This is a genomic window from Pseudoalteromonas sp. P1-16-1b, from assembly GCF_001401785.1.
GTDB lineage: Bacteria > Pseudomonadota > Gammaproteobacteria > Enterobacterales > Alteromonadaceae > Pseudoalteromonas > Pseudoalteromonas undina.
The window spans coordinates 49,179-74,966 of sequence record NZ_LKGQ01000018.1; the positions used below are offsets into that span (position 1 = coordinate 49,179).

At 40.1% G+C, this 25,788-nt stretch carries 29 protein-coding genes; 15 read left to right on the plus strand and 14 right to left on the minus strand.

The window, feature by feature from the left end; translation table 11 throughout:
* Nucleotides 1-37: 37 nt before the first annotated feature.
* From AN392_RS13155 to AN392_RS13185, 7 genes are all read left to right on the plus strand, one after another.
* A complete protein-coding gene (locus AN392_RS13155) occupies nucleotides 38-778 on the plus strand; it encodes an SIMPL domain-containing protein (RefSeq protein WP_055012975.1) in 741 nt (246 codons plus the stop codon).
* A 174-nt stretch (nucleotides 779-952) separates the two neighbouring features.
* The gene (gene epd / locus AN392_RS13160) at nucleotides 953-1,966 is read left to right on the plus strand and encodes an erythrose-4-phosphate dehydrogenase (RefSeq protein ID WP_010387623.1); all 1,014 of its coding nucleotides are present in this window, start codon (nucleotides 953-955) and stop codon (nucleotides 1,964-1,966) included.
* 49 nt (nucleotides 1,967-2,015) lie between these two features.
* The gene (locus tag AN392_RS13165; RefSeq protein WP_054201849.1) at nucleotides 2,016-3,191 is read left to right on the plus strand and encodes a phosphoglycerate kinase; all 1,176 of its coding nucleotides are present in this window, start codon (nucleotides 2,016-2,018) and stop codon (nucleotides 3,189-3,191) included.
* A gap of 210 nt (nucleotides 3,192-3,401) precedes the next feature.
* Nucleotides 3,402-4,466, plus strand: coding sequence for a class II fructose-bisphosphate aldolase (fba, locus tag AN392_RS13170; RefSeq protein WP_008111197.1), 1,065 nt, complete (start codon nucleotides 3,402-3,404; stop codon nucleotides 4,464-4,466).
* Between the two features lie 628 nt (nucleotides 4,467-5,094).
* Complete coding sequence (gene phoB, locus AN392_RS13175; RefSeq protein WP_055012976.1) at nucleotides 5,095-5,784, plus strand: phosphate regulon transcriptional regulator PhoB; 690 nt, start codon at nucleotides 5,095-5,097, stop codon at nucleotides 5,782-5,784.
* A gap of 77 nt (nucleotides 5,785-5,861) precedes the next feature.
* Nucleotides 5,862-7,208, plus strand: coding sequence for a phosphate regulon sensor histidine kinase PhoR (gene phoR, locus AN392_RS13180; protein WP_055012977.1), 1,347 nt, complete (start codon nucleotides 5,862-5,864; stop codon nucleotides 7,206-7,208).
* A 79-nt stretch (nucleotides 7,209-7,287) separates the two neighbouring features.
* The gene (locus AN392_RS13185) at nucleotides 7,288-8,256 is read left to right on the plus strand and encodes a PstS family phosphate ABC transporter substrate-binding protein (protein ID WP_010387635.1); all 969 of its coding nucleotides are present in this window, start codon (nucleotides 7,288-7,290) and stop codon (nucleotides 8,254-8,256) included.
* 71 nt (nucleotides 8,257-8,327) lie between these two features.
* On the opposite strand, the gene AN392_RS13190 is transcribed toward AN392_RS13185, so the two are convergent.
* From AN392_RS13190 to sfsA, 8 genes are all read right to left on the minus strand, one after another.
* Nucleotides 8,328-8,570: a hypothetical protein gene (locus AN392_RS13190; RefSeq protein WP_055012978.1), complete on the minus strand. Its 243-nt coding sequence runs from the start codon at nucleotides 8,568-8,570 to the stop codon at nucleotides 8,328-8,330.
* A 30-nt stretch (nucleotides 8,571-8,600) separates the two neighbouring features.
* Nucleotides 8,601-9,449 carry a pantoate--beta-alanine ligase gene (panC, locus tag AN392_RS13195; protein WP_055012979.1) on the minus strand — a complete coding sequence of 283 codons (849 nt, stop codon included), beginning with the start codon at nucleotides 9,447-9,449 and terminating at the stop codon, nucleotides 8,601-8,603.
* Nucleotides 9,449-10,243, minus strand: a complete 795-nt coding sequence (gene panB, locus AN392_RS13200) for a 3-methyl-2-oxobutanoate hydroxymethyltransferase (protein ID WP_010387638.1) — start codon at nucleotides 10,241-10,243, stop codon at nucleotides 9,449-9,451. The genes panC and panB overlap by 1 nt, the downstream gene beginning before the upstream one ends.
* Before the next feature lie 30 nt (nucleotides 10,244-10,273).
* Nucleotides 10,274-10,759, minus strand: a complete 486-nt coding sequence (folK, locus tag AN392_RS13205) for a 2-amino-4-hydroxy-6-hydroxymethyldihydropteridine diphosphokinase (RefSeq protein ID WP_010387639.1) — start codon at nucleotides 10,757-10,759, stop codon at nucleotides 10,274-10,276.
* Nucleotides 10,760-10,762: 3 nt separating this feature from the next.
* Nucleotides 10,763-12,061 (minus strand): polynucleotide adenylyltransferase PcnB, encoded by a 1,299-nt coding sequence (gene pcnB, locus AN392_RS13210; protein WP_055012980.1) that lies wholly within the window; start codon nucleotides 12,059-12,061, stop codon nucleotides 10,763-10,765.
* Nucleotides 12,062-12,366: 305 nt separating this feature from the next.
* Nucleotides 12,367-13,263: a tRNA glutamyl-Q(34) synthetase GluQRS gene (gene gluQRS / locus AN392_RS13215; protein ID WP_055012981.1), complete on the minus strand. Its 897-nt coding sequence runs from the start codon at nucleotides 13,261-13,263 to the stop codon at nucleotides 12,367-12,369.
* Between the two features lie 12 nt (nucleotides 13,264-13,275).
* Nucleotides 13,276-13,719: an RNA polymerase-binding protein DksA gene (gene dksA, locus AN392_RS13220; protein WP_008111170.1), complete on the minus strand. Its 444-nt coding sequence runs from the start codon at nucleotides 13,717-13,719 to the stop codon at nucleotides 13,276-13,278.
* 280 nt (nucleotides 13,720-13,999) lie between these two features.
* Entirely contained in the window at nucleotides 14,000-14,719 is a 720-nt protein-coding gene (sfsA, locus tag AN392_RS13225; protein WP_055012982.1) for a DNA/RNA nuclease SfsA, read from the minus strand.
* 144 nt (nucleotides 14,720-14,863) lie between these two features.
* Here sfsA and pepB point away from each other — a divergent pair, with 144 nt between their 5' ends.
* Nucleotides 14,864-16,162, plus strand: a complete 1,299-nt coding sequence (gene pepB, locus AN392_RS13230; protein ID WP_054201839.1) for an aminopeptidase PepB — start codon at nucleotides 14,864-14,866, stop codon at nucleotides 16,160-16,162.
* 174 nt (nucleotides 16,163-16,336) lie between these two features.
* Nucleotides 16,337-16,903 (plus strand): phosphoribosyltransferase, encoded by a 567-nt coding sequence (locus AN392_RS13235; protein WP_010387648.1) that lies wholly within the window; start codon nucleotides 16,337-16,339, stop codon nucleotides 16,901-16,903.
* A 49-nt stretch (nucleotides 16,904-16,952) separates the two neighbouring features.
* Here AN392_RS13235 and AN392_RS13240 read toward each other — a convergent pair whose 3' ends face one another.
* Nucleotides 16,953-17,609, minus strand: a complete 657-nt coding sequence (locus AN392_RS13240) for a Crp/Fnr family transcriptional regulator (protein ID WP_008111159.1) — start codon at nucleotides 17,607-17,609, stop codon at nucleotides 16,953-16,955.
* A gap of 278 nt (nucleotides 17,610-17,887) precedes the next feature.
* On the opposite strand from AN392_RS13240, the gene AN392_RS13245 reads away from it, so the two are divergent.
* A complete protein-coding gene (locus AN392_RS13245) occupies nucleotides 17,888-18,124 on the plus strand; it encodes a YgjV family protein (protein WP_010387650.1) in 237 nt (78 codons plus the stop codon).
* 25 nt (nucleotides 18,125-18,149) lie between these two features.
* Here AN392_RS13245 and AN392_RS13250 read toward each other — a convergent pair whose 3' ends face one another.
* Nucleotides 18,150-19,838 carry an amidohydrolase gene (locus AN392_RS13250; protein WP_055012983.1) on the minus strand — a complete coding sequence of 563 codons (1,689 nt, stop codon included), beginning with the start codon at nucleotides 19,836-19,838 and terminating at the stop codon, nucleotides 18,150-18,152.
* A 168-nt stretch (nucleotides 19,839-20,006) separates the two neighbouring features.
* Between AN392_RS13250 and AN392_RS13255 the strand changes: the two genes are divergently transcribed.
* Complete coding sequence (locus AN392_RS13255) at nucleotides 20,007-20,498, plus strand: energy transducer TonB (RefSeq protein ID WP_010387653.1); 492 nt, start codon at nucleotides 20,007-20,009, stop codon at nucleotides 20,496-20,498.
* A 10-nt stretch (nucleotides 20,499-20,508) separates the two neighbouring features.
* Here AN392_RS13255 and AN392_RS13260 read toward each other — a convergent pair whose 3' ends face one another.
* The 4 genes from AN392_RS13260 to AN392_RS13275 all read right to left on the minus strand — a co-directional run bounded on the left by AN392_RS13260 (nucleotide 20,509) and on the right by AN392_RS13275 (nucleotide 21,619).
* A complete protein-coding gene (locus AN392_RS13260; protein ID WP_010387654.1) occupies nucleotides 20,509-20,745 on the minus strand; it encodes a calcium-binding protein in 237 nt (78 codons plus the stop codon).
* 8 nt (nucleotides 20,746-20,753) lie between these two features.
* Nucleotides 20,754-20,990, minus strand: a complete 237-nt coding sequence (locus AN392_RS13265; RefSeq protein WP_010387655.1) for an EF-hand domain-containing protein — start codon at nucleotides 20,988-20,990, stop codon at nucleotides 20,754-20,756.
* Nucleotides 20,991-21,145: 155 nt separating this feature from the next.
* Entirely contained in the window at nucleotides 21,146-21,373 is a 228-nt protein-coding gene (locus tag AN392_RS13270) for a hypothetical protein (RefSeq protein ID WP_008111149.1), read from the minus strand.
* Nucleotides 21,374-21,385: 12 nt separating this feature from the next.
* Nucleotides 21,386-21,619, minus strand: coding sequence for an EF-hand domain-containing protein (locus AN392_RS13275; protein WP_055012984.1), 234 nt, complete (start codon nucleotides 21,617-21,619; stop codon nucleotides 21,386-21,388).
* Nucleotides 21,620-21,923: 304 nt separating this feature from the next.
* On the opposite strand from AN392_RS13275, the gene AN392_RS13280 reads away from it, so the two are divergent.
* From AN392_RS13280 to AN392_RS13295, 4 genes are read left to right on the plus strand one after another with little or no spacing between them, the layout of a single operon-like run.
* Nucleotides 21,924-23,378, plus strand: a complete 1,455-nt coding sequence (locus AN392_RS13280; protein ID WP_055012985.1) for a HAMP domain-containing sensor histidine kinase — start codon at nucleotides 21,924-21,926, stop codon at nucleotides 23,376-23,378.
* Nucleotide 23,379: 1 nt separating this feature from the next.
* Nucleotides 23,380-23,913, plus strand: coding sequence for a hypothetical protein (locus AN392_RS13285; RefSeq protein WP_054201834.1), 534 nt, complete (start codon nucleotides 23,380-23,382; stop codon nucleotides 23,911-23,913).
* A gap of 2 nt (nucleotides 23,914-23,915) precedes the next feature.
* Nucleotides 23,916-25,265 (plus strand): sigma 54-interacting transcriptional regulator, encoded by a 1,350-nt coding sequence (locus AN392_RS13290; protein ID WP_054201833.1) that lies wholly within the window; start codon nucleotides 23,916-23,918, stop codon nucleotides 25,263-25,265.
* Nucleotides 25,266-25,285: 20 nt separating this feature from the next.
* Complete coding sequence (locus AN392_RS13295) at nucleotides 25,286-25,786, plus strand: DUF1543 domain-containing protein (protein WP_010387662.1); 501 nt, start codon at nucleotides 25,286-25,288, stop codon at nucleotides 25,784-25,786.
* The last annotated feature ends 2 nt before the right edge of the window (nucleotides 25,787-25,788 follow it).

Here is a 25,788-nt window from a genome sequence, read left to right on the forward strand (position 1 = left end):
GGGAACGCGTATTTTATTAAAAATTCAAGGAACGAATATGAAACTTATCACCGCTATTTTTATTACCTTATGCCCTCTTATTACTTTTGCTAATTCAAGCGTGCCAACTAATCGTCATATTTCTGTACATGGCACAGCTGAGGTATTAGTTGAGCCAGATATGGCTCAAATTATATTTGAAGTAAAAAGCATTGAAGATACATTACTTGAAGCTAAACGTGACCTTGATGGCCGAGTTAGCGTGTTACTTGAAGAATTAGATAAATATGATTTTGGCCAAGGCGATGTTCATATATCGGGTTTAAAAAGCAAGGTATACACTAAGGTTGGTACAGAATCAGGGATTGCTTTAAGCGATAATTATTTAGCTCTGAAAACAGTTAAAGTCACATTGAAAGATATTAAAAAAGTCGATGAATTTATTGATTTTGCTCAACGCTTACAAATAGACAATATCAAAAAAATTAATGGTTTATCCTCCAAGGCCACGCAGTTAGAGGCAGAGGCAACACAACTAGCAATTGATAACGCAAAAGCGAAGGGAAATAAGCTCGCTCAGTCTTTTGGTGCTGAACTTGGCAACGTTTATAGTATTAGTGCAAATTCCAGTAGCTCAGATTACGACGCGAGCGGTGTTAAGCACATTGTTTTATCTAGCCACAGAAATAGCATGGCTGCTAGAAATAACGAGAACCCATTTACGCAGCAGCAATATTTAGGTGCAAGAATAAGCGTTAAAGCATCAATAAACGTGGTGTTTGATTTAAAACTAAAATAGCAAATATCGCAAAGCCGAGTTAAAAGTAAAAGCGCATTGCGTGTTGATTATGGCGTTAATTTAAAGTTTCTAATGCTTGGCTCTTATAATCACAGGCAAGGTCGATTACAATACCGCCATCTAAAAGGCGACGCTGCCTTTCTCTGTACGTAACTAGAGTGGATTTTATATTTCATGGCAATCAAACTTGCAATTAATGGTTTTGGTCGTATTGGTCGAAATATTGTCCGTGCACTATACGAATCAGGCTTAAGCGACGAGATCAAAATTGTTGCAATTAACGAACTAGCCGACCCTGAAGCTATTGCCCATTTATTAAAATACGACACCTCTCATGGTCGTTTTACTTTTCCAGTTAAACTAGGTGAAGACACTATCAGCGTTGCTGATGACACCATTGCGTTATTTTGTGAAGAAAATCCAGTTGAATTACCGTGGCAAACGCTAGATGTTGACGTGGTGCTTGAATGTACTGGCGTGTATCACTCACGTGAGCATGCACAGTTACATATTGCCGCAGGTGCTAAAAAAGTGTTGTTTTCGCACCCTGCTGATAATGATGTAGATGCCACCATAGTGTATGGCATAAACGACGATGAGCTGAAAAACGAGCATACTATTGTCTCTAATGGTTCGTGTACCACCAACTGCGTTGTTCCTGTTATTAAAGTACTCGATGATGCCTTTGGTATTGAGTCTGGCGCTATTACAACTATTCATGCGTCAATGAACGATCAGCAAGTGATTGATGCGTATCACCATGATTTACGCCGAACTCGTGCCGCCAGCCAATCTATTATTCCGGTAGACACAAAATTAGCCCGTGGTATCGACCGTATTTTACCTAAATTTAAAGGCCGCTTTGAGGCCATTGCCGTTCGTGTACCGACTATTAATGTGACCGCCATGGATTTAAGTGTCACGGTAAATACCGATGTAGATTTAAGTGCGGTTAATAGTGCGCTTAAAGCACAAGCTAAAGATAGGCTTGAGGGTATTTTAAGTTACACCGAAGAGCCGCTGGTGTCGGTTGATTTTAACCACGATCCCCATTCTTGTATTATTGATGGCACACAGACACGTGTTAGTCATAAGCGGCTGATAAAATTACTAGTTTGGTGTGATAATGAGTGGGGGTTTGCGAATCGCATGCTTGATACCGCTCGTGCTATGATGGCATTTAAGTAATATTTAAAACGTATTTATTGGTTTAGTATCGTTAACTAAGGAGATGTTCATGTCGGTCATAAAAATGGCAGATTTAGATTTAAACGGCAAGCGTGTATTAATTCGTGAAGATTTAAATGTACCCGTTAAAGCAGGTAAAGTGACGTCAGACGCACGTATTCGTGCTGCACTACCTACTATCAAACTTGCGCTAGAAAAAGGTGCAAAAGTGATGGTTATGTCACACCTAGGCCGTCCTACGGAAGGGCAATACGAAGACGAATTTTCATTAGCACCCGTTGTTGATTACTTAAATGATGCACTTGAGCAAACTGTTCGCCTAGAAAAAGATTACTTAAACGGCGTTGATGTTGCAGATAATGAAGTGGTTGTTTTTGAAAACGTACGTTTTAACAAAGGCGAGAAAAAAGACGACGAAGCCTTATCAAAGCAACTCGCTGCATTATGTGATGTTTACGTAATGGATGCTTTTGGTACTGCGCATCGCGCACAAGCGTCAACCCATGGTGTGGGTCTGTTTGCTGATGTAGCGTGTGCCGGTCCATTATTATCGGCTGAACTAGACGCCTTAGGCAAAGCACTTGATAACCCAGCCCGTCCGTTAGTGGCGATTGTGGGTGGTTCTAAAGTATCAACTAAATTAACCGTACTTGATTCGTTATCTAAAATTGTCGATCAGCTTGTTACCGGCGGTGGTATTGCCAATACCTTTATTGCAGCTGCTGGTCATCCTGTAGGTAAGTCGCTTTATGAGGCTGATTTAATGGATGAAGCAAATCGTTTATGCGCTGCAGCGAAAGCCAACGATGGTGAAATACCGGTACCGACAGATGTTGTTGTGGGTAATGAGTTTTCAGAGTCAGCTGTAGCCACACTTAAAGATGTAAGTGAAGTCACCAGCGACGATATGATTTTTGATATTGGCCCTGATACCGCAAATCAACTTGCAAAAATTATTGCTAATGCGGGCACTGTTGTATGGAATGGCCCAGTGGGTGTGTTTGAGTTTGATCAATTTGGTAATGGCACTCGCGCTATTGCAAAAGCGATTGCTGATTCAAGCGCATTTTCTATTGCTGGTGGTGGTGACACCCTAGCGGCAATTGATAAGTATGGCATTAGTGATAAAGTATCGTATATCTCTACAGGTGGTGGTGCGTTCTTAGAGTTTTTAGAAGGCAAAAAACTACCTGCAGTTGCAATGCTAGAATCACGCGCTAAATAATACCTAGGGTATTAGCTAGCCGTAAAGCAGATGTGCTAATCCCACATCTGCTACAATTAACGAGTAAATACCTCTCACTTTTATTTAGTCGTTAATAATATGAATTTTAGGTCATATACCTTTTAATTCATGGCGCAGTGATTGCGCCAAACTAACAAATCCGTTCAAACTAGGTAGTAAAATAACTACCGATAAATTGGAGAATACCCAATGGCTTTAATCAGTATGCGACAACTTCTTGATCATGCCGCAGAGCATGGTTACGGTGTACCCGCGTTTAATGTAAATAACCAAGAGCAAATGCGTGCAATTATGGAAGCGGCTGATAAAACAAACAGCCCAGTTATTGTACAAGGTTCTGCGGGCGCACGTGCGTATGCCGGTGCACCTTTTATTCGTCATATGATTTTAGCGGCAGTGGAAGAATGGCCACATATTCCTGTGGTTATGCATCAGGATCATGGTACATCACCGGGTGTATGTCAGCGTTCAATTCAGCTAGGTTTTTCATCAGTAATGATGGATGGCTCATTAATGAGCGATGGTAAAACACCTTCAAGCTACGATTACAACGTTGATGTAACACGTAAAACAGTTGAAATGGCGCATGCGTGTGGCGTATCTGTAGAGGGTGAGCTAGGTGTATTAGGTTCACTTGAAACTGGTGAAGCGGGTGAAGAAGATGGTGTTGGCGCTGAGGGTAAACTTACCACTGAGCAAATGCTAACAAATCCAGAAGAAGCGGCAGACTTTGTAAATAAAACCCATGTTGATGCGCTGGCTATTGCCTGTGGGACATCACACGGTGCCTACAAATTTACTCGTCCACCAACCGATGATATTTTAGCAATTGATCGTATTAAAGAAATTCACGCGCGTATACCAAATACCCACTTAGTAATGCATGGTTCGTCTTCTGTTCCACAAGAGTGGTTAGAAGTGATCAACCAATACGGTGGCGAAATTCCAGAAACTTACGGCGTGCCAGTTGAGCAAATCGTTGAAGGTATTAAATATGGTGTGCGTAAGGTAAACATTGATACTGACTTACGTTTAGCGTCTACCGGTGCGATTCGTCGTCATTTAGCGATGAACCCGTCTAACTTCGACCCACGTAAGTTTTTAGCTGCTGCAACCCAAGCAATGACTGATATTTGTATCGCTCGTTACGAAGCGTTTGGTACTGCTGGCCAAGCAAGTAAAATTAAGCCAATTTCATTAGATGAAATGCACCTTAAATACTTAAGCGGTGAGTTAAACCCAAAAATAAAGTAATGGACCAATAATAGCGATATTATTGCACTCATTCAAAAAGCCAGTTGCCTATGCGCTGGCTTTTTTGATCTATGAGGGATCAGTATTTTACCTAGTTATTAATTAGGGATCACTCGATTACTAACTTGTCATATCTGGGATCATTACTTTACTAAGTAAAAGACTTAAAGTGACGTATTTTAAACTTTTGAGTGTTACGCATTATATAGAGTGAGCACAAAACATACAAAAAATCATTAGTTTAGCTTTGTTGGTGGGTAAAATAGTGATCCGTAAAGGGATCTGCTTGATAAAACTCTGATCCCAGCATTTAAGATCATAATAAACCTGATCTAAACACTATTAAGCAGGTGCTAACTTTTATTATTAAGCGTGAAAATTAATGCTAGTTAGTAATTTGATGATCCCATGTTGATACCATAAATAGTGACTTTAATGATTGATTCTTTTTACTGCAAACCGCTTTTTTATTACTGCTCAAGATGATAAAAATATGACAAATTCTATTTTTTGTCACTATTTTGTGTTTTTTTTACACTCATTTTAATTTAGACGTTACACTTTAATAAAAATGTCATACTTAGTCATAATAATGAAACCTACTCAATAGCCTAAGAGATAAATTGGAATGTCACGTAAAGTATTAGTCGTTGATGACGAAGCACCTATCAGGGAAATGTTGGTTTTTGTTTTAGAACAAAATGGGTTTCAAGCCATTGAGGCAGAAGATTATGATTCTGCAATATCAGCAATGGTTGAACCTTATCCAGATATGGTGTTACTCGATTGGATGCTACCTGGCGGTAGTGGAATTCAAATCGCTAAAAAATTCAAACAAAATGATCACACACGCCAAATTCCTATCATTATGCTGACAGCCCGCGGCGAAGAAGAAGATAAAATACGCGGTTTAGAAGTCGGTGCTGATGATTACGTTACAAAACCGTTTTCACCTAAAGAGTTAATGGCGCGTATTAAAGCGGTTATTCGTCGTGTTGCTCCTACCTCACTTGAAGAGGCCATTGAAGTACATGGTTTACGTTTAGATCCTATTTCGCATCGTGTGACATCAGGTGGCAGTGAGCTAGATATGGGGCCAACGGAGTTTAGACTGTTACACTTTTTTATGACCCACCCTGAGCGTGTATATAGCCGAGAGCAATTACTTGATCATGTATGGGGTACTAACGTTTATGTTGAAGACAGAACTGTAGATGTTCATATTCGTCGCTTGCGTAAGGCAATTGCTACGCTTGGGCATGACCGCTTAGTACAAACAGTTCGCGGTGCTGGTTATCGCTTTTCGAGTAAATTATAAGTTTACTTCGTAAGTCACAATCTATTAACCTAGCATAGTCAAACCATCTGCTAGCGTTTATAAGGTAAAGAGCGTGTATGTATCGAGTTATTAACAAGCAGGCGTTAACTAAACGGCTGTTTGTCTATTTTATACCTTTGCTTTTAATTGGGGTGCTTATTGGTGCCCCATTTTTGATGTTGTTTTTGGGCGCTTTTTCGCTACTTTTGTGGCATTACCATCAGCTTTATCGCTTAAGTGACTGGCTGCATAATCAACGCAGCTTTAACCCGCCTGAAGGGGAAGGGTCGTGGGAGCAAGTATTTGAGGGTATTTACCAACTGCAGCACCGTAATCGTAAGAAGCGTAATGAGTTGGCAGAACTAATACGGCGTTTTCGCGACGGCGCTGAGGCCGTGCCCGATGCCGTTGTTGTGCTACAAAACGACTTATCAATTGTGTGGTGTAATCAGCTTGCACTCAAAGTGCTAGGGTTACAGTGGCCGGTTGATCATGGTCAGCGTTTAGATAACTTAATTCGCGATCCTAAATTTGCTAAATATATGCGTCGTAAAGAGTTTAGCGATGCTCTGGAGCTTGAAAGTGGCCACAGTGTTGAGCAAGTCCTTGAGTTTAGGGTGATGCCTTATGCCAATACACAGTTGTTGGTAGTGGTACGCGATGTTACTCGCTTAAAGCAACTTGAGCAGATGCGTAAAGACTTTGTAGCAAACGTCTCTCATGAGCTTAGAACCCCTTTAACTGTTGTTACCGGCTACCTTGAAATGCTCGATAGTGATTCACTTCCCCCGCCTGCAATGTGGAATAAAGCACAAACTACTATGCTAGAGCAATGTAAGCGTATGGATAGCTTGGTGAATCAGCTGTTGTCGTTATCGCGCATCGAAGGGGGAAAGCGACACAGTAATGACAAAGCGGTGAATGTGCCACGATTATTAAACTTAATTGAAACAGAAGCGCAATCTATTAATCAAGACAAAGGCCATCAACTTATTTTTAAGATTGATGCATCGCTTGATATTACCGGAGCTGAGGATGAACTTAGAAGTGCCTTTTCAAATTTAGTATTTAATGCCATTCATTATACTAAACCAGGCGGTAAAATTGAGGTACTTTGGCAGCGCAATAATGAACAAGCATGTTTTAGTGTTACCGATAATGGTGATGGTATTGCACCTGAGCATATTAACAGGTTAACTGAGCGTTTTTATCGAGTAGATAAAGCCAGAAGCCGCACCACAGGTGGCTCAGGCTTAGGTTTAGCTATTACCAAGCATGTGCTTACTCGCCATGGTAGTCAATTAAAAATTCACAGCGAGCTGGGTAAAGGTTCTTGTTTTTCTTTCGCGTTTTCAAGCGATAGACTTATCGTTATTTCGCCATTAGTAGCAAACAACACAAGTAGTCATAAAAGTGTCATTTAAGAGTCACACCATTGTCATGTACTCACTTTAGAGTGAACCGCAGTTAGGAAATGGGACGAACAAACTGGAGAACCCCAAAATGAAATTTAAAAACTTAGTTGCCGCAATGGGTGTGGCTGTTACAACATTTGTATCTGCACAAGCGGTTGCATTAGAAGACGGTATTCCTGAGTATCAAAAAATTAGCGGTGTATCAGGTAACTTTTCATCGGTAGGGTCTGACACATTAGCCAACATGATGACCTTTTGGGCTGAAGAATATAAGCGCATTTATCCAAATGTAAATATTCAAATTCAAGCGGCAGGTTCGTCTACTGCGCCACCAGCACTAACAGAAGGTACGGCTAATTTAGGTCCAATGAGCCGTGCAATGAAGTCAAAAGAAATTGAAGCATTTGAAAAGCGTCATGGCTACAAACCAACACAAGTGCGAGTAGCAATTGATGCGTTGGCAGTATTTGTACACAAAGATAACCCAATCGAAGGACTACGCATTGATCAAATCGATGCTATTTTCTCATCAACTCGTAAATGTGGTGCATCAGAGCAAGTAAATCGCTGGAGTGATGTTGGTCTAGAAGGTGATTGGGCTGCAAAAGACGTGCAATTATACGGACGTAACTCAGTATCAGGTACTTACGGTTACTTTAAAAAGAAAGCGTTATGTAAAGGTGATTTCCGCAATAACGTGAACGAGCAACCGGGATCGGCTTCTGTTGTACAGTCAATTTCAGCGTCATTAAATGCGATTGGTTACTCTGGCATTGGTTATAAAACATCGGGTGTGCGTACTGTTCCGTTATCTAAAAAAGGCACTAACTTTGTTGATGCCACGCTTGAAAACGTAGCACAAGGTAAATACCCACTGTCACGTTTCTTATATGTTTATGTAAATAAACACCCAAATAAGCCACTTGGCCCAGTTGAAGCTGAGTTTTTAAAGATGGTACTTTCTCAAGACGGTCAAAAAATTGTAGAAAAAGATGGTTATGTGCCACTTTCTGCAAAGTTAGTTGAATTAGAGCTTAAAAAGTTAGGTCTGAAATAAGCAGCTAGCAACCAAAGTAAATAATAAAAAACCGCTCAATGAGCGGTTTTTTTTGTTTTACTTAAAATTATTTAGTTCGTTGCTTTACCTAAGTTTTCAGCTTGCACTTTGCATTGATTGTAAGCCTCAATACATTTTGATGAGCAAACCTGCGATTTAAGACTATCGGTGGTTGTTTGCTGCTCACAGCTGGTTTCACATTGATAACTTTGTTGAGCACATTGATTAAGTGCTGGATTACCCGCCTGGCTCTGGCAGCCAGCAAGAACTGCAAACGAAAAAGCCACGAGGCTAGTTTTAATAAAAGTTTTCATGCTTATCCTTAAAATGAGGCCACACCAGTATTAAACTTCAACCTGAATATTGTCGATTAATCTAACACTACCTAAAAAGGCGGCAGCTAAAATTACAAATCGTGTATCTTCGAGTGTAGCAGCTTTTAATGTATCTCGTTGAGCTATCGAAAAATAATCTGGTTTTAGGCCTGCGTCTTCTAATGCGCTCTTCGCTTCACTTTCCAGTGTGGCAAAGTCTTTATTACCGTTTTTTAGTTGCTGCGCACAGTGTTTTAAGGTGTTAAATAAAACAGGAGCGGTTTGTCTTTCCTCAGTTGATAAATACCCATTACGAGAGCTCATGGCAAGGCCGCTAACTTCACGCATGGTGGGTACACCAATAATTTCTACTGGTATCGATAAATCAGTGGCCATAGTTTTAACAACTTGTAGCTGCTGAAAGTCTTTTTCACCAAAGCAAGCGTAATCAGGTTGTACTAAATTAAATAGCTTAGTAACAACAGTTGCTACGCCTTTAAAGTGACCTGGGCGTGAACCGCCACAATACCCCATTGAAATACCAGGCACATCAACAAAGCTTTGCGCGCCTAAACCATTAGGGTAAATAGTTTCTACACTGGGGATAAACAAAATATCTGTTTCAAGATCGGCTAACCCTTGTTTATCAGCATCTAGAGTACGCGGATAGCTGTCTAAATCTTCGTTAGCGCCAAATTGCATTGGGTTAACAAAAATACTCACGACCACTTTGTCGGCTAGTGTTTTTGCTTTTTCTACCAGTGAAAAATGACCACGGTGTAGATTACCCATAGTAGGCACAAGTGCCACGCTTAAACCGGCCTGGCGCCAAGCTTTAACTTGACTGCGTAATGATTTAATTTCAGTGATTGACTGCATTATTTAAACTCGTGTTCAGCGCTTGGGAATACGCCGCTTTTGACATCGTTACAATACTTTTTAACAGCAGCAGGCATATTGCCTGTTTCAAGTAAAAAGTTTTTTGAAAATTTAGGAATATAACCTGCAGAAATGCCCACCAAGTCATGCATAACCAAAATTTGGCCATCGGTTACATTACCTGCACCAATCCCGATTGTAGGGATGCTCAATGACTCTGTAACGCGTTTTGCTAAGGCACTTGGAATACATTCAAGCACCAGTAGTTGTGCGCCTGCCGCTTCTAATGCTTTTGCATCGGCAATAATTTTTTGTGCTTGAGCTTCTTCACGGCCTTGGATTTTAAAACCACCGAATACATGCACTGATTGCGGTGTAAGCCCCAAATGGCCACATACCGGGATACCTTGTTGGGTTAGCGATTTAATACTGTCATGCAGCCATTCACCGCCTTCAAGTTTGACCATATTAGCACCAGCACGCATCAGCTCTGCAGCATTTTTACATGCGTCGCTTGGGTTTGCGTAGGTCATAAACGGTAAGTCAGCTATAACAAATAAGTCACGGCTTCCCGCGCGCACACAGCGAGTATGGTAGGCAATTTCTTGGTTTGTAACCGCTAAGGTGTCGTCGCCACCTTGTAATACCATACCCAAAGAATCACCAACTAAAACAACATCAACGCCGTTATCATGAAATAACTTAGCAAAACTAGCATCGTATGCTGTTAACGCAGTGATCTTATTACTTTCAGCCTTCATTTTATTCAAAGTTGAAACGGTTATTTTAGACATAATATTCTCGCAGACAATGGCCTTAATTAATTACCGTGGTAATTGTTGTAAGTCGTTAAGCGGTAGGGTATTTGCTATCTGTTGGATAGATGCGCCGCTAGGTAAAATCAGTTCTGGTGCAATTTCTTGCAGTGGGTAAACAACAAATTCTCGCTCAGTTAATCCGTAATGAGGTACGGTTAAACGTTCGGTATTTAAAATGTGTTCACCAAATAATAAAATATCAATATCCAATGTGCGTGCGCCCCAGCGCTCGGCCTTTCTAACTCGCCCATGTTCCAGCTCAATGGCTTGGGTTAAATCGAGTAGTTGCTCTGGCTCAAGTGAAGTGTTAATACAGGCGACAGCATTCACATAATCGGGTTGATCTTGTGGTCCCATAGGCCTGCTCGCATAATAATGCGAGCAGGCTATAAATTCGCTGTTTGGCAAGCTTTCAAGTGCAATAACAGCGTTATCAAGTTGTTTTTTAGGGCTGTTAAGGTTTGCACCTAACCCCAAATAGACACGTTGCATTATTTACTCAGTAGGCTTTTTTGTGGTACGACGGCGAGGTCGCTTACGTGGTTTTGGACCGCCTTGATGACCAAGCTCTCGCACCATTTCTTTTTGGCCATTAATATCTTGGCCTAAGTACTGTGTCCACCACTGTGCCAGCTCTGTATGCTCAGTTTCACCAGCATCAACACGCAATAATAAAAAATCATAAGCGGCTTTAAAGCGCGGCTGCTGTGTTAAACGATAGGCACGTTGGCCAGCACGTTTATCTAAGCGTTGTTGAATATGCCAAATATCACGAGCACCTAAAGTAAAGCGTTTTGGTACGGCAATATGTTGAGCATTCTCACTAAGTACTTTATTAATTGCCTGAGCAAATGCATCGTATTCTGAAAGTTGCTCTTGGCGTCGAATTTTTTCAGTTCGTTCAATCAGTGGGAACCACAATAATGCTGCAAATACGAATGCAGGAGTTACTTTCTTATCTGCATTAATACGTATGTCGGTGTTTGCAAACATCTGCTTTATGAAGGTTTCTTCAAGTCCGCCTGGGTTTTTATCTAAAATACGGTCTAGCTCAGGAAATAACGATTTAAATAAGCCGTACTGACGCAGCATTATAAAGTTTTGCTGTGCTTTGCCGTTTAAAAATAGCTTGAGTATTTCTTCAAATAAACGCGCTGGCGGAATATTATCAAGTAAGCTCGCTAATTCGGTAATCGGTTTTTCGCTTGCTGATGCTATTTGCATATCTAACTTAGTGGCAAAGCGCACTGCGCGGAGCATACGTACCGGATCTTCACGGTAGCGTGTTTCAGGATCGCCAATTAACTCAATTTGTTTTGCTTTGATAGCGGCTAAGCCATTTGCGTAATCGTAAACACAAAAATCATTAATTGAGTAGTACAAAGCGTTGATTGAAAAATCACGACGTTCTGCATCTTCTTCAATACTGCCAAATACGTTATCGCGAAGAAGTTGCCCGTGCTCACTTGACTGACTAATTTGATTTTTATCTTCTTGTGCTTCGTGATGGCCGCGCATTGTAGCCACTTCAATAATCTCACGGCCAAAAACAATGTGCGCTAAACGAAAGCGACGACCAATTAAGCGACAGTTACGAAACAGTTTTTTTACTTGCTCAGGAGTGGCATTGGTTACAACATCAAAATCTTTAGGCTGTTGACCTAACAATACATCGCGAATGCAACCACCAACTAAGTAAGCATCATAGCCACCATCTTTTAGGCGGTAGAGTACTTTGATTGCATTTGGGCTAAATTGTTTGCGAGAAATACCATGCTCACCTCTAGGGATCACTAACGGCTCACTGCTGATTGCGACATTTTCGTTATTGGCACTTGGGCCGATAATTTGTCGACAAAATTGAAAAAGCTTGGAAATAATAGTCTGTCTCCTAGAGAAGCGGTTGATTGGCTCGCCATTGCAATCAAAATCACAGCAAGTATTCACTTAAAGCGTGATTCTTACCGTTTAATGTAATTAGCATATATTTAGGCGGCTATCATATACCAGCAAGGTAAAAAAATTAAGTTGCAGCGCTGAAATTAAGCCATTTTTAACGATTTTATTTGAATTAATTCCACGTAATACGTAAAGGGAGGTTAAATCTGTATTTCGCGCTTAGCAGGAACAAGGCTTAAGTTAAAATGCGTCACGGCCCAAGCGAGTAATTGTTCGCAGGTTAAATCCATTAGTTGCTCATGTATTGGCAAGCCTAAAAATTTAAATACAGCTATTAAAGTTGGCTTTGGATTTTGTTTGCAAATTGCAGGGGCGTAATTTTGCTTAGACAGTTTAAACCCTGGTTTTGCTACAGCCAAAGGCAAATGAGCAAATTCTGGAATAGGGCAATTTAGTTGTTTAAATAAGCTAATTTGACGCGCAGTCGGCTCGATCAAATCAGCGCCCCGTACAATACGATTAATCCCTTGCTCAATGTCATCAATTACCACCACCAGTTGATAGGCAAATAAACCATCGCTGCGTTTTATTATGTAATCTTCATGAGCGAGTGCTGGGTCCACGTCAATATGCCCTTGAATAAGGTCTTTATAATCAACGGTTGCATGGCATTGAGTTAAACGTAGGGCATGACCTTGCTCACTTAGTTGGCTGTGTTTACATTGCCCTTGATAAATACCGCCGAGGGCTTTTATTTGCTTACGAGAGCATTGGCAGGCATAAACAAGCTGTTGTTGTGACAGAGAGTGAACGGCATCTTGATAAATAGTAAGACGCTGTGTTTGGTACACAACGTTTTCATCCCAATTGAGGTTGTAGGCTTCTAAGGTATTTAGGATATCGGTGGCGGCGCCTTTTACAACGCGAGTGGTGTCTATATCTTCAATGCGAACTAACCACTTTCCTTGGTTAGCTTTTGCATCAAGGTAGCTACCTACAGCCGCCACAAGTGAGCCAAAATGTAACGGTCCGGACGGAGACGGTGCAAATCGGCCGCGATAGTTAGATACTTGCGCAGTAACGGCTGTAGAAGACATGGCTATAATTAATTAGCCGCGTCCAGATTGCTTTTCTTTAATTTCAGCAAGTGTTTTACAATCTACACATAAATCAGCAGTAGGGCGCGCTTCTAGGCGGCGAATGCCAATTTCAATACCACAAGATTCACAAAAGCCAAATTCGTCTTCTTTAATTAATATAATTGTTTTTTCAATTTTTTTAATTAATTTGCGCTCGCGGTCACGCGTTCGAAGCTCTAATGAGAACTCTTCTTCTTGTGCTGCGCGGTCAACGGGATCAGGAAAGTTAGCTGCTTCATCTTGCATGTGTGATTTGGTACGATCAACTTCGTTACGTAAATCATTACGCCAAGTTTCTAAAATTGTTTTAAAATGAGCACGTTGTGCATCATTCATGTACTCTTCACCCGGTTTTTCTTGGTATGGTTCTAAACCGGCTTGAGCCAATAAACCATGTCTTTTTTGGTCTGGCATAACTCTCTCCTAAATCCTTAATTTAATGCCTCAGCATTAGCCGGCGGTATAAATAACAGAAACTCATACCCTAGGCAAATTTATTTTTAAATAATCGAATTAGCTTAACCCTGTTTGGTGATATAAAAGTAGTAAAAGTATTGTATATACTTTTTATCACAGTATTGGTTTATAAACTGGCGTAGTTATATGGGCAATAACAATAAAAACAACTTATTTTTACTTTTTGGTTAAGTATTTTTTGGGCGTGGCGAAATACCAACGTTTAAATGCGCTCTTTTTACTCAACAAATGCTACTTTCTCAACCAAAGTTACTTCACTGGCAGAAATACGGGCTTTATAAGCTAATACTTCTACGCCTTGCTCAATCGATTCGCTAAGTAATTGTGCATAGGTTGAATCTATATGTGCCGCGGCACTCACTTGTGTGATCCCTTGATGTAGCACCGCAAATAGTAATACCGCACGATGCCCTTGTTTTACCATTTCGATTAATTCACGAATATGCTTTTGCCCACGAACTGTTTGCGCGTCAGGGAAGTAACCTTGCCCGCTTTGTGGATGCTCTTCACTTAGGAGCGTGACTGATTTAACTTCAACATAGCAATTGGCTTTACTGCTGTGGGTAAGTAAAAAGTCGATGCGGCTGTTTTCACTGCCATATTTTACTTCACTTCGAACTTGCTGATAGCCTGTCAGCTCTTTAATCACTTCAGCATTAATCGCCTCCTCTACTACTTTATTAGCAACGGCTGTATTTACACAAATAAGCTGTGATAAGTTATTTTGCGTCAGCTCTAATGACTGTGGGTACTTTCGTTTGGTGTTACTGCTAGTGGAATAAAAGGCATTAAAACCAGAGTCAGCACAGCCCGTCATTTTCCCCGTATTAGCACAATGAGCGGTAAAAGTGCTGCCATCACTGAGCTCTAAATCAGCTAAAAAGCGTTTGTAACGTTTTAATAACGTAGCAGATTGTAATGGCGGGGTGTACTTCATTAATGACTTCCTTATATAACCAGGGTTCAGGTTAAGTAAAATAAGACTTTACGGGCTATTTGAGGTTATTTACCGCAAGCAGTTGGGAACTTAAGCGCGCTATAGTAAACTCAACCACACATTTAAGTGCAAGGATATTCTAACATGAGTGAAAAATTTGTTGTTCAATTAAGCGAGCAATCGGCACCAGGACACTGGGGCGAAAGTGCGTCATTATCTTTTAACGAACACGGCGCAACGGTTCATTTATCTGAGCAAGAAACATTAAAAAACGTGCAAAAAGCAGGTCGTACTATTGCAAGCCAAGGTATTAAAAGTGTTGTTCTTGAAGGCGATGTTTGGTGTACAGAGAGCCAATGGGCATTTTATCAAGGCTTTGTATCACCAAAAGTACTGCACGGTGTTGAGTTTGTTGATAATGCACAATCTGATTTAAAAGAACTTGCTGATTTAAAAGCTTCAGCAACGTGGGCACGTGAAATGGTTAACGGCACCGCCGATGACATTTACCCAGAGAGCCTAGCAGAAAAAGCGGCTGAATTTATTCAATCACTGGCACCAGAACATGTTAGCTACCAAATAATAAAAGGCGATGCGCTATTAGAGCAGCAATGGATTGGTATTCATGCTGTAGGTCGTGGTAGTGAACGCCCACCAGTGTTACTTGAGCTTGATTACAATCCAACTGGCGATGATAACGCACCAGTAAGCGCTGCACTTGTAGGTAAAGGTATTACGTTTGACTCAGGTGGTTACTCAATTAAGTCTAGCGAAGGCATGTTAGGCATGAAATGCGACATGGGCGGAGCGGCAACAGTTACCGCAGGTTTAGCATTGGCCATTAACCGTGGTGTAGAAAAGCGTATTAAGCTGTTTTTATGTTGTGCAGAGAACTTAATTTCCGGTCATGCATACAAACTAGGTGACATTCTTACCTACAAAAATGGCACAAGCGTTGAAATTGTAAACACGGATGCTGAAGGTCGTTTAGTATTAGCTGATGGCCTAATGGCGGCAGGTGAGACAGGTGCACCACTTATTATTGATGCAGCAACATTGACGGGCGCAGCCCTTGTTGCCGTTGGTCAAGAATACAACGCGTTATTTGCCCTTGATAAAGAGCTAGTGCGTGAAGTAGAAGACTTTGCATCACAAGAAATGGAAGCCGCTTGGCCATTACCGCTTGAAAAGTGGCATCAACAAAACTGCCCATCACCGTATGCAGATACAGCAAACAGCCGTGCACAAAAAGGCGGTGGTTATGGTGGTGCTTCAAATGCAGCAGGTTTCTTATCTCGCTTTGTGCCAAACGATGGCAAAGGTTGGGTACACATTGATTTAGCGGCTGCATTTAATATGGGTGGTGGCACTAGTCAGTGGGCTTCAGGTGCAACTACCCAAGGTATGCGTACAGTAGCGCGCACCTTGCTTGAAAAGGCCTAATCAATTCAGATTAAGCAATTAGTAAAAAATAGGTACCTTAAGGTGCCTATTTTTTTATCCGCCATACAAGCAATTTTGTTTTATTTACGGTAAAATCCTTCGCCAATACGTGTTTGAGCATCTATTTTATTTAAACCTCGCTCAAATATTATACATACCACTGGGATCCTTACTATGTCAGAAAAGTGCTATATCACGGCTCAACAATTACTTGAAGATTCATTCCGCGTAGCGGCACAAGTGTATAAAGATGGCTTTCGTCCAGATTTTATTATTGGTATATGGCGCGGTGGTGCTCCAATCGGGATCGCAGTTCAAGAATATTATGACTACAAAGGCATAGAGACCGATCATATTGCGGTGCGTACGTCGTCTTATTACGGTATTGGCAAGCAATCAAAAGAAATCAAAGTACATGGTTTACACTACATTGTTGAAAACGCGAATGCGGGTGATTCATTATTGATTGTGGATGATGTGTTTGACTCAGGTCGAAGTATTGTGGCGCTAAAAGAGAAGCTTTCTGAACTAATGCGCTTAAACTTACCGAGTGATATTCGTATTGCTTGTCCATACTACAAGCCAAAAAACTCAAAAGTAGATACAGTGCCAGATTACTACATTCATGAGTCTGAAGAATGGTTAGTATTCCCGCATGAATTATCAGGGTTAACGCCGGATGAAATTATTGAAGGCAAATCTGATCTAGCTAAAATTCACGATATTTTACTTGAAAAATAAACGTGATTTTGCTCAATAAAAAAGGCCTTAATGGCCTTTTTTATTGTCTTTAAAGCTGTGCAAAGCTATCTACATAGTCACTGAGTTTAGGAATATCGACAGCTTGCAGCCCTTGAGTGCTTCGTTGCACTAGGTTTTTTTCTACTAACTCACTCACTACCCGTCGGTATGCACGTTCAGTGGTTGCAAAGCGCTCTGCTTCTGCATTTACCGTAGGATAAGCACGCAATAAAGTGGGGTTGTTATTCTCCGCACGCAATAAACAGTCTTTAGCAATGTTGTAGCTTAAGGGAAGTAACAGTTTATCTAAGTTAATTTTTTGATTTTCTTGAAACTTAGCGGCAATGGTTTGCGCTGTGTATAGGCTCAGTTCTGGTTTATCGAGCAATAATGAGCGCCAATGCTTTAGCTCAATAAGATTATACGTTACATCACTGAAGCAGGTTACCGTGTAAATACACGGGTTATTATTGAGTGCTTCAATTTCGCCAATCAAGGTGTTGTTACAGTCGAGCTGGCCAAGTAGTAGGCGTCGGCCATTTCCTACATCGTAACTAAACGATACAGTACCACTTCGCACCAATACCAGCTTCGTGAGTGGTTGGTCTTGCTGTATTAATATTTCTTTTTTTGATTGCTGATAACTACTGCCGGCAAATGTCAGCAGCTGTTCAACAAGGTAACTGGAAAAATGGTATTGAAACATCAATCATGCTCTTCGGACAATTGTCCTATTTATTACACCTTAATGACGATAGCATTAAGATTAAGAATTTACGCTAACTTACCCACGCCGTTATTTATTTAATGGCGTTAAATGACCTTCATTCTACCGTGTAATGATTAAAAAATTGTGGGTAAAACCAGTATATTTTAAGGTTTTATTGGTAAGTTAGCTTTTTTATTTAAACTGCTAAGCAGCAGTTTTTAATAATGTACTAAAATTTAGCTAGTAATATTAACCTAAAGCCTAGGAGAGAACAATTGAGTTGGGAATATTTAGGTTATTTAGCATCCGTTTTACTAGTTATTTCTTTGACCATGACCGATGTAACCAAACTGCGTTGGTTTAATTTATTGGGCTGTATTGCGTTTACTTTTTACGGTACAGCAATCGGTTCTGTACCGGTGGCATTTACTAATGGCTTGTTAGCTCTGGTCAATATATATCACATTATTAAGTTATATCGTCAGTCTAGGGCTGATACAAAAAAGGGTTAACTTTTAAGTTAACCCTTTTTTGTTTTTACTCAGGCTTTGTTGAATCTTTTTGGTAACGTAATTTACCTGCTATCCACGTTTGCAATACCTGAGTTTTATAAAGCTGCTCAATAGGCACTTTAAAGTAGTCTTGATCAACCAGTATAAAGTCAGCCCATTTACCTTGCTCTAAACTACCTACTTTAAACTCTTGATGCGCTGCATACGCGCCGCCAAGGGTAAACGCACGTAATGCATCTTCTCTGCTCAATACCTCACTGGCGCGCCAACCGTTTTCAGGCAGTTGATTATGATCCATGCGCGTTATCGCAGAATATAAACCATCAAATGGGTTCGCTAGTTCGACAGGGTAATCAGATCCCGCCGCAATCGTTGAACCTTGGTCTAAAAATGTTTGCCAAGCATAAGCGCCTTGTAGTTGTTTGTCGGTTAGACGCTGCTCAGCCATATGCATGTCTGATGTGGCATGCACAGGTTGCATAGATGGAATTATTTTCAGGGTTTTAAAGCGCGGGATATCCTCTGGCGAGACTATTTGTGCATGCTCCATACGATTGCGCAGTAGTATGCCACCGGTTTGTTTAAATACATTTTGATAGGCATCTAGCACAATTTTATTTGCTCTATCGCCAATTGCATGTGTGTTAGCGCTAAAACCATTTTTAAAAGTCAGGGTAAATAATTGCTCTAGCTTTTGTTGGGTTTCAAGCATAAGGCCAAAATGGTTGGCTCTATCAGCGTATTCTTCAATAAGCGCAGCACCACGTGACCCTAATGCGCCATCAGCATAAATTTTTACACTGCGGATAGATAAAAAGTCTTGTGAATCTTGATAACGACCGGCTTTAAGCATAGCGCTTAAGTCAGGGCTTGCTGCACTTAACATCGCTACAATTCTAAGCGGTAATGTGCCTAACTCGGCGCGTTGTTTGTAAACTTGCCATGTGGTTTTATCAATACCTGCATCATGAGTTGAGGTAATGCCTAGGCTTAGTAAGTGTTTACCTGCAGCATCTAATGCATTACTGACCGATTGTGCAGACGTTACAGGCATATGTTGAGTAACCAAGGTTTCTGCTTTATCAATAAAAATGCCGGTAGGTTTACCAAACTCACCTTTTATAATTTCTCCGCCAGCTGGGGCTGGTGTGTCAGCGTTAATATTGGCAAGTTCTAATGCTTTTGAGTTAACCCAAATGGCGTGACCATCTACTCGCGATAAAATAACAGGGCGATCGTTAACGACTTTGTCTAAGTCAGTGGCCGTAGGAAAGCGAGTATTTGACCATAGCTCTTGGTTCCAGCCTCGACCAATGATCCAACCTTCTTTACCTTTGGCAAATTCCTTGAGTTTAGCGGTTACTTCATCTACCGACTTTGCACCGCGCACATCAAGTTGCGACAAATTATTACCTAGCCCGATGACATGTCCATGCGCATCAATGAGCCCTGGGAGTAGGGTTTTGCCTTTCGCGTCAATTAGGGTTGCACCCGGAAAGCTATTTTTCAAGCTGTCTGGACCTGTTTTAACTACTTTGCCATCTTTTATGACCAAGGTCGTAAACGTATTTACTTCGCCATGGCGCATTTTTCCTTTATACAAAGGTGAGTAGCCATTGGCGTTATAAATGACTTTAGTTTGTGCTATTGCCACGCTAGATAAGGCGCAAAGGCTTGCTAGCAATATCGGTTTTATTAGTTTTATCAGTTGCATAAGAGGCATGTTGTTATTATTTGTTGTATCACATTAGCAAACTCAAATTTAGAATACCAATAAGACGATTTTTTGTTGATACAATAGCGTACCTATAGTAGGTTAAACAGTAATCATTTAAAAAATAAAAACTAATTAAAACTTAACTTTCATGCATAAGGAAACGCAATGAAACCACTTTACCTCACAATTCCGTTAACATTACTTCTCTGCGCATGTAGTGCAACATCACCTGAGAATAAGGTTGTTGAAAAAATAGACTATATTGATTTGTCAAGCGCAGAACTTCGTGATTCGGGAAAAGATTACTGGAATATTTTTAAAAGAGTGGAGCCTTTATACCCCATTGAAGCTGCTAAAAAAGGGCTTGCAGGGTGTGTTGAACTCGTAACTATGATTAATCAGGAAGGAAAGGCGCAAGGCTATAAAATACTTTCTTCATACCCTCAAAAGCTATTTGATAAAGCAGCCGCAAAATCCCTCAATTTATGGAAATGGCTTCCGGCTGAAAATAATAAAAATAAACAACCCATTCTTACGCACATTAGAATGGATTTTATGCTTGAATCTAAAGACGTTAGTAAAAAATATTTGAAAAACTGCCCCCCCACCGAAGAAAAATTTTTGGTAAAAGGAAAAGTATATAAACGTACTTTATAATATATTTTCTTTATTTACTGGCGTACAAGCTGTATTCGCTTAATGACAATTGTGCGTCTTTATCACGGTCATAACTGCCAAAACGTGACCATAAAGCAGGATCACTGGCAGCTTCAGAACGAGTCAAAAAGCCATCTTGGTTGCGGTCAAGTTTTTCAAACTTTTCGGCAATATAACTGCTTGTTGCAAAACTCATACAGCTAAAAACAGTCAGTGTTAGTAAAATAATATTATGAAAAGGCTTCATATAAATGCTCAGTACAGGTTAGTGGTTAAGTAGTTTTTAAACTCAGTTAAAGAAATTCTGTTGTCTTGATTTTCATCCCAATTTGAAAATGAGTTTAATAGCTGAGGCTGAGCAGCAAGCTCGCTGTGGGTTAAATATCCATCATTATTTTTGTCCAAATGGTCAAAGCGTTGCTTTACATCAAGTGCGAATGCACTTTGGCTGATAAAAAGTAAAGCACCAATAAAGGGAAGCAGTATTCTCATAGTTGGCGTTCCAAGGTGTATTTTAATTGCTGCAGTATTGAAAGAAAGCACTTGCCATAATTTAACTCCCAACATTAAATCCGTTTACACACTCCCTCAGGGATTATGGCAAATGCTTTTAACTCTATAATATAAAACTTAACTTGAATCTAAACTTAAGGTTTAAAGTTTTCGAACTCTTTTTTAGAAATCATCTCGTTATTGTCTTTGTCTAAATCAGTAAACTGCTTAAGCAGCTGCTTATCTTGTTTGGCCTCAGTGAGCGATATTTGGCCGTCCATATTTTTATCTAAATGCATAAAACGTACATTTAACGACGATGCCAATGCCGTCGCGCTAATAGCTAAAAATAGTAGCGAAAAAGCACCAATTAATTGTTTCATAAATATACTCCTTTATTTTACAAACTGTTTAAATTCATCGAACGATAGTTGTCCGTCTTCATTCTTGTCTATTTGTGCAAAATTCTCATGCAGTAATGCATCTTCGCCTGCCTCTGCTTCGCTTAATGTACCGTTGCTGTCTTTATCTAGGCTGTAAAATGCTGTATTCACATCAAGCGCAAATATATGGCTACTCGTTAAACATAACGCTATTAAGGCAGTAGATTTTAAATAACCTTTAGTCATTCCTTGGCCTTTAAAAATTAATATTTATAAGCGTATTACAATTATAGTGCCATTTTTAATTTTCATTAAAAATCAATGGTTTAATTTTTTAACTTGTTTTTAATGAGTAATATTTACCGACGCTTGTGTGTTTTATGCAACATTTTCTCAGTTAGGTTTTTTTACTATTTTTAAATCAAGTGCTTAACTTGTCGCAATTGTGCGACATTGCAACGGTTTTACTCTCAAAAATGTACTTGGTTCAGCGAGTGTATAAGTTGAACGCTTAATAATAGAGCGCTTAAAAGTAGTGAAGGATTAGTGTATGCCTGTAATCATGGCTGAAAAATATAAAGCATTGGTAAATTGGCGTCCTAATTTGATTGGCCAGTTTGTAATGAGCATGCTGCTGTCACTCTTGCCTTTGTCTATTGTGGTTATTGTATTTTTAAATGTATTAAATAAACAATTAGCGGTCACGCAGCAAATTGTCAGTAATAACTACCAAGTAACCAAGTCGTTTAATGCTCTTAAACAAGAGCTCAACAGTTTAGAAAGGGCAACAAGGCAAAATTGGGTTTTAAAAAGCGATTCACTCGATAAACTTATCGTGGATAAATGGCAGTCATCGCTGGACAATATAAATGAGCTTAAACAGCTTTCTAGCAGCCAGCAAAGTACTCAACAATGGCAAAGGTTAACAGATACGCTAAAAGCAGCGCATACCAAACTGGTGGTTGAAGCTCGTGAGCAAGCAGAGTTGTTTGTGCCAATTAGTGAAATACTGGCAGATCTAACAATGTGGCTTCGCGAAACCAATGAAGCCAAAATCACTCAAAACCAAATTAAACTGACAAATTTACAAGCCTCCTTTATAAACTGGTTAGTGGCACTTACGCCTTTAACCTTACTTGTTGGGGGTGGGTTTTTATGGCGGATAAGTGGCCGTTTAAAAGGTTTAACCTCCGTTATTGATAAATTAGGCCAAGGAGATTGGCAGCAAAAAATATCGGTGCAGGGATCTGCTGAACTTATTGAACTAGGTAACAAATTGCAGTGGGTGCAAGCGCAATTGCATATGCTAGAGCAGCAAAAAGATACGTTTTTACGCCATGTTACTCACGAGCTAAAAACACCCTTGGCCTCTATGGTGGAGGGCACTGAATTATTAGCCGATGAAATTGTTGGGCCGATTAATAATGAGCAAAAAGCAGTGCTTGGGTTAATCAGTCAATCTATGGTGCGATTACGCACTATGATAGACAGTTTGTTAAGCTATAACGCGATTCGAACTAGTAAAGATAATGTTAGTGAAGTGGAATTTAACCAGCTAATAAAAAAGGTAAGTAATCATTTTGAACATAGGTTAAATGCACGAGAGCAGTCGCTTATTTGGCACAATAGCTTACCGACAGTTGCACTTAATTTACCGAGAGAATTAATTGAAATGATTTTAATTCAGTTAATCTCTAATGGTTTAAAGTTTTCCCAGTCAAATCAAGCAGTGTCGATTAGCTTAAGTTTAGAAAGTAATAGCTTAATTATACAGGTCGCTGATGAGGGCTGTGGTATTAAAGAGCATGAAAAAGAATATGTTTTTGGCGCTTTTTATCAAGGTAAACACAGTAAAGAGATTAGTCTTCAAGGTAGTGGTTTAGGCCTTACCATAGTAAAAGAGTCGGTTGAACAGTTACAGGGTAAGTTAACTATTGAGCATAATGAGCCGCAAGGCTGTCGATTTAACATTGTCATCCCCTATAAAAATAAAGGAGTTAAATAATATGTCTGCGCGTTTAATGGCTATTTTATGGCTAACCAGCAGTCTCGTTTTTTTATCTGGGTGTGAATTAACAAACACTCAAACACCAGCTAAACCTGAGCTAATAGCTCAAACTCAGCCAGATAATAAAAGCAACCAGCCCAATCCAAAGCCGCGGCCAAAACTAGATCTTATGTATCCGCCCGCAGCGCAAGTTATTGCATGGCATGCCCATCAGTGTGGTGGCTTTAAATTAACGCCTGACAATAAAACTTACTTAGGGGAGCAAGCACTTAAGGCATTTTTTAATACCGCATGCGTCAACCTTAGTCGCGACCCTGATACTGTTATGAGTCAATTGCTTAAGCTAGATCAAGCTTACTATTGGCCAGACGATATAAAACACTATTTATGGCTGCAAAAGCAGCAGGTATTAATGCAAATAAATGCAAAAAAACAACAGCAAGCATTAAACGCTGAAATGCAAAAAACCTTATCGTCATTAGCTGCAATTGAACAGCAACTTTTATTACGTGAAGAAACCAAGGAGCAGTAACTATGTCAGTCACACTTCCATCAAGCGCTAAAGTGTTACTCGTTGATGACGATGCCAGCTTACTGCAGTTACTGGCAATTCGAATTCAATCAAAAGGTTATGAAGTAACAACGTGTGATAGTGGCATGAATGCATTACAAATACTTAAAAGCCAAGTATTTGATGCGGTGATCACCGATTTAAGAATGGATGAAATGGATGGAATGGCACTGCACCGACAATTGCAAAGCCGCTACCCAGCACTACCTGTAATTATGATGACGGCTCATGGTTCAATTCCTGATGCGGTAGAGGCGACTAAGCAAGGTATTTTTGCCTTTATTACTAAGCCAGTTGATAAAGATGAGCTATTCGATAGCTTAGCTAAAGCCATAGAAATACATGGGGTGAATAATGATGATATTACTCCGCAAAGCAATATTGTTACTCGCAGTGGCGCTATGCTGCATTTGCTAGAGCAAGTTAAATTACTAGGCCCTACTCAGGTAAATGTACTTATTTCTGGTGCTAGTGGTACGGGTAAGGAGCTGCTTGCACAGGCAATTCATCAGCACAGCCATGTTAGTGATGGCCCATTTGTGGCTATTAACTGTGGTGCAGTCCCTGGTGAGTTATTAGAATCGGAGTTATTTGGTCACAAAAAAGGCGCATTTACAGGGGCGGTAAAAGATCACCAAGGCCTTTTTCAGCAAGCGCAAGGGGGGACCTTATTTTTAGATGAAATTGGTGATATGCCGCTAAATTTACAAGTTAAGTTATTACGCGTGCTGCAAGAAAAAACCATTCGGCCAGTCGGTTTTCAAGAAGAAATCCCCATTAATGTGCGAATTGTTTCAGCGACCCATAAAAACCTGCCTGAAGCTATTAGCAATCAAGAGTTTAGAGAAGATTTATATTATCGTTTAAACGTAGTAAATCTCAAACTTCCTCCGCTGCGAGAGCGCCGTGAAGATATTAGCTTATTAGCCAACTTTTTTAGCGCCAATATTGCAAAACGTATGGAACAAAAAGAAAAGCGATTTGCAAACGATGCCATGCATGCATTGGTAAGGTATGATTGGCCAGGTAATATTCGTCAATTACAAAATGTAGTGGAGCAGGTGGTTGCCTTAACACCAAGTGACGTTATATCTGAACATTTAGTGCTTAGTGCGTTAAATAGCAATGAAAATAACGTTGAGCCACTTTCGCTTAACGACGCTAAAAAAGAGTTTGAGCGAGATTACGTTATCAATACCCTGAAAATGGCAGGGGGTAATGTGGCCGAAGGTGCCAAGCTTGCCAAGCGTAATCGTTCTGATTTTTATAAGCTGATTAAAAAGCATGAAATTGACGTAGATAGCTTAATGTAATTTTAAAAAAGGAAGTGAGCATGCAGTTATTTATGGTGTATTTAGGTGGTCGTATTCAAGGTTGCCACATAGAAATGCACGACGTACGCTTTGTGGTAGGTCAAAACATTGAGCAAACTTATAGCAAGCTTAAAAGTCAGTGGGTAGGCGACAAAAATAGCGTACACATGGATAGCTACATGGCGGTTAATCACATTGATGGTTATAAAGTCGAGGTAGTTGATAGTTATGTAGAGCAAAATAAGCAGCTTTATTTTGTTAACTTAGGTGCTTACAGAAGCGACTCACTAGCAGAGCAACACGACTTTGCTTTGTATGTTGCCAGTAGTAGTGAAGAAGCAAAACAGCGCGCTAAAAATGATTTACTCGCAGGGCTTAGCCATCTACATAAAGATGATTTACATGACGTTGATGATTGCTTTGCTATAGATTTACTCGATAGCCAGCTTAATATTAAACTAACCCCAAGTGGTCAAGCACAAACAATTAAACCTGACTGGTTTGGTTATCATGTATTATAATA

What these genes read in the sequence shown, in the direction of transcription:
- AN392_RS13155 (WP_055012975.1), top strand. Translation starts at nt 38, where the DNA reads ATGAAACTTATCACCGCTATTTTTATTACCTTATGCCCTCTTATTACT.
- epd (WP_010387623.1), top strand. Translation starts at nt 953, where the DNA reads ATGGCAATCAAACTTGCAATTAATGGTTTTGGTCGTATTGGTCGAAAT.
- AN392_RS13165 (WP_054201849.1), top strand. Translation starts at nt 2,016, where the DNA reads ATGTCGGTCATAAAAATGGCAGATTTAGATTTAAACGGCAAGCGTGTA.
- fba (WP_008111197.1), top strand. Translation starts at nt 3,402, where the DNA reads ATGGCTTTAATCAGTATGCGACAACTTCTTGATCATGCCGCAGAGCAT.
- phoB (WP_055012976.1), top strand. Translation starts at nt 5,095, where the DNA reads ATGTCACGTAAAGTATTAGTCGTTGATGACGAAGCACCTATCAGGGAA.
- phoR (WP_055012977.1), top strand. Translation starts at nt 5,862, where the DNA reads ATGTATCGAGTTATTAACAAGCAGGCGTTAACTAAACGGCTGTTTGTC.
- AN392_RS13185 (WP_010387635.1), top strand. Translation starts at nt 7,288, where the DNA reads ATGAAATTTAAAAACTTAGTTGCCGCAATGGGTGTGGCTGTTACAACA.
- AN392_RS13190 (WP_055012978.1), bottom strand. Translation starts at nt 8,570, where the DNA reads ATGAAAACTTTTATTAAAACTAGCCTCGTGGCTTTTTCGTTTGCAGTT.
- panC (WP_055012979.1), bottom strand. Translation starts at nt 9,449, where the DNA reads ATGCAGTCAATCACTGAAATTAAATCATTACGCAGTCAAGTTAAAGCT.
- panB (WP_010387638.1), bottom strand. Translation starts at nt 10,243, where the DNA reads ATGTCTAAAATAACCGTTTCAACTTTGAATAAAATGAAGGCTGAAAGT.
- folK (WP_010387639.1), bottom strand. Translation starts at nt 10,759, where the DNA reads ATGCAACGTGTCTATTTGGGGTTAGGTGCAAACCTTAACAGCCCTAAA.
- gluQRS (WP_055012981.1), bottom strand. Translation starts at nt 13,263, where the DNA reads ATGTCTTCTACAGCCGTTACTGCGCAAGTATCTAACTATCGCGGCCGA.
- dksA (WP_008111170.1), bottom strand. Translation starts at nt 13,719, where the DNA reads ATGCCAGACCAAAAAAGACATGGTTTATTGGCTCAAGCCGGTTTAGAA.
- sfsA (WP_055012982.1), bottom strand. Translation starts at nt 14,719, where the DNA reads ATGAAGTACACCCCGCCATTACAATCTGCTACGTTATTAAAACGTTAC.
- pepB (WP_054201839.1), top strand. Translation starts at nt 14,864, where the DNA reads ATGAGTGAAAAATTTGTTGTTCAATTAAGCGAGCAATCGGCACCAGGA.
- AN392_RS13235 (WP_010387648.1), top strand. Translation starts at nt 16,337, where the DNA reads ATGTCAGAAAAGTGCTATATCACGGCTCAACAATTACTTGAAGATTCA.
- AN392_RS13240 (WP_008111159.1), bottom strand. Translation starts at nt 17,609, where the DNA reads ATGTTTCAATACCATTTTTCCAGTTACCTTGTTGAACAGCTGCTGACA.
- AN392_RS13250 (WP_055012983.1), bottom strand. Translation starts at nt 19,838, where the DNA reads ATGCAACTGATAAAACTAATAAAACCGATATTGCTAGCAAGCCTTTGC.
- AN392_RS13255 (WP_010387653.1), top strand. Translation starts at nt 20,007, where the DNA reads ATGAAACCACTTTACCTCACAATTCCGTTAACATTACTTCTCTGCGCA.
- AN392_RS13260 (WP_010387654.1), bottom strand. Translation starts at nt 20,745, where the DNA reads ATGAAGCCTTTTCATAATATTATTTTACTAACACTGACTGTTTTTAGC.
- AN392_RS13265 (WP_010387655.1), bottom strand. Translation starts at nt 20,990, where the DNA reads ATGAGAATACTGCTTCCCTTTATTGGTGCTTTACTTTTTATCAGCCAA.
- AN392_RS13270 (WP_008111149.1), bottom strand. Translation starts at nt 21,373, where the DNA reads ATGAAACAATTAATTGGTGCTTTTTCGCTACTATTTTTAGCTATTAGC.
- AN392_RS13275 (WP_055012984.1), bottom strand. Translation starts at nt 21,619, where the DNA reads ATGACTAAAGGTTATTTAAAATCTACTGCCTTAATAGCGTTATGTTTA.
- AN392_RS13280 (WP_055012985.1), top strand. Translation starts at nt 21,924, where the DNA reads ATGCCTGTAATCATGGCTGAAAAATATAAAGCATTGGTAAATTGGCGT.
- AN392_RS13285 (WP_054201834.1), top strand. Translation starts at nt 23,380, where the DNA reads ATGTCTGCGCGTTTAATGGCTATTTTATGGCTAACCAGCAGTCTCGTT.
- AN392_RS13290 (WP_054201833.1), top strand. Translation starts at nt 23,916, where the DNA reads ATGTCAGTCACACTTCCATCAAGCGCTAAAGTGTTACTCGTTGATGAC.
- AN392_RS13295 (WP_010387662.1), top strand. Translation starts at nt 25,286, where the DNA reads ATGCAGTTATTTATGGTGTATTTAGGTGGTCGTATTCAAGGTTGCCAC.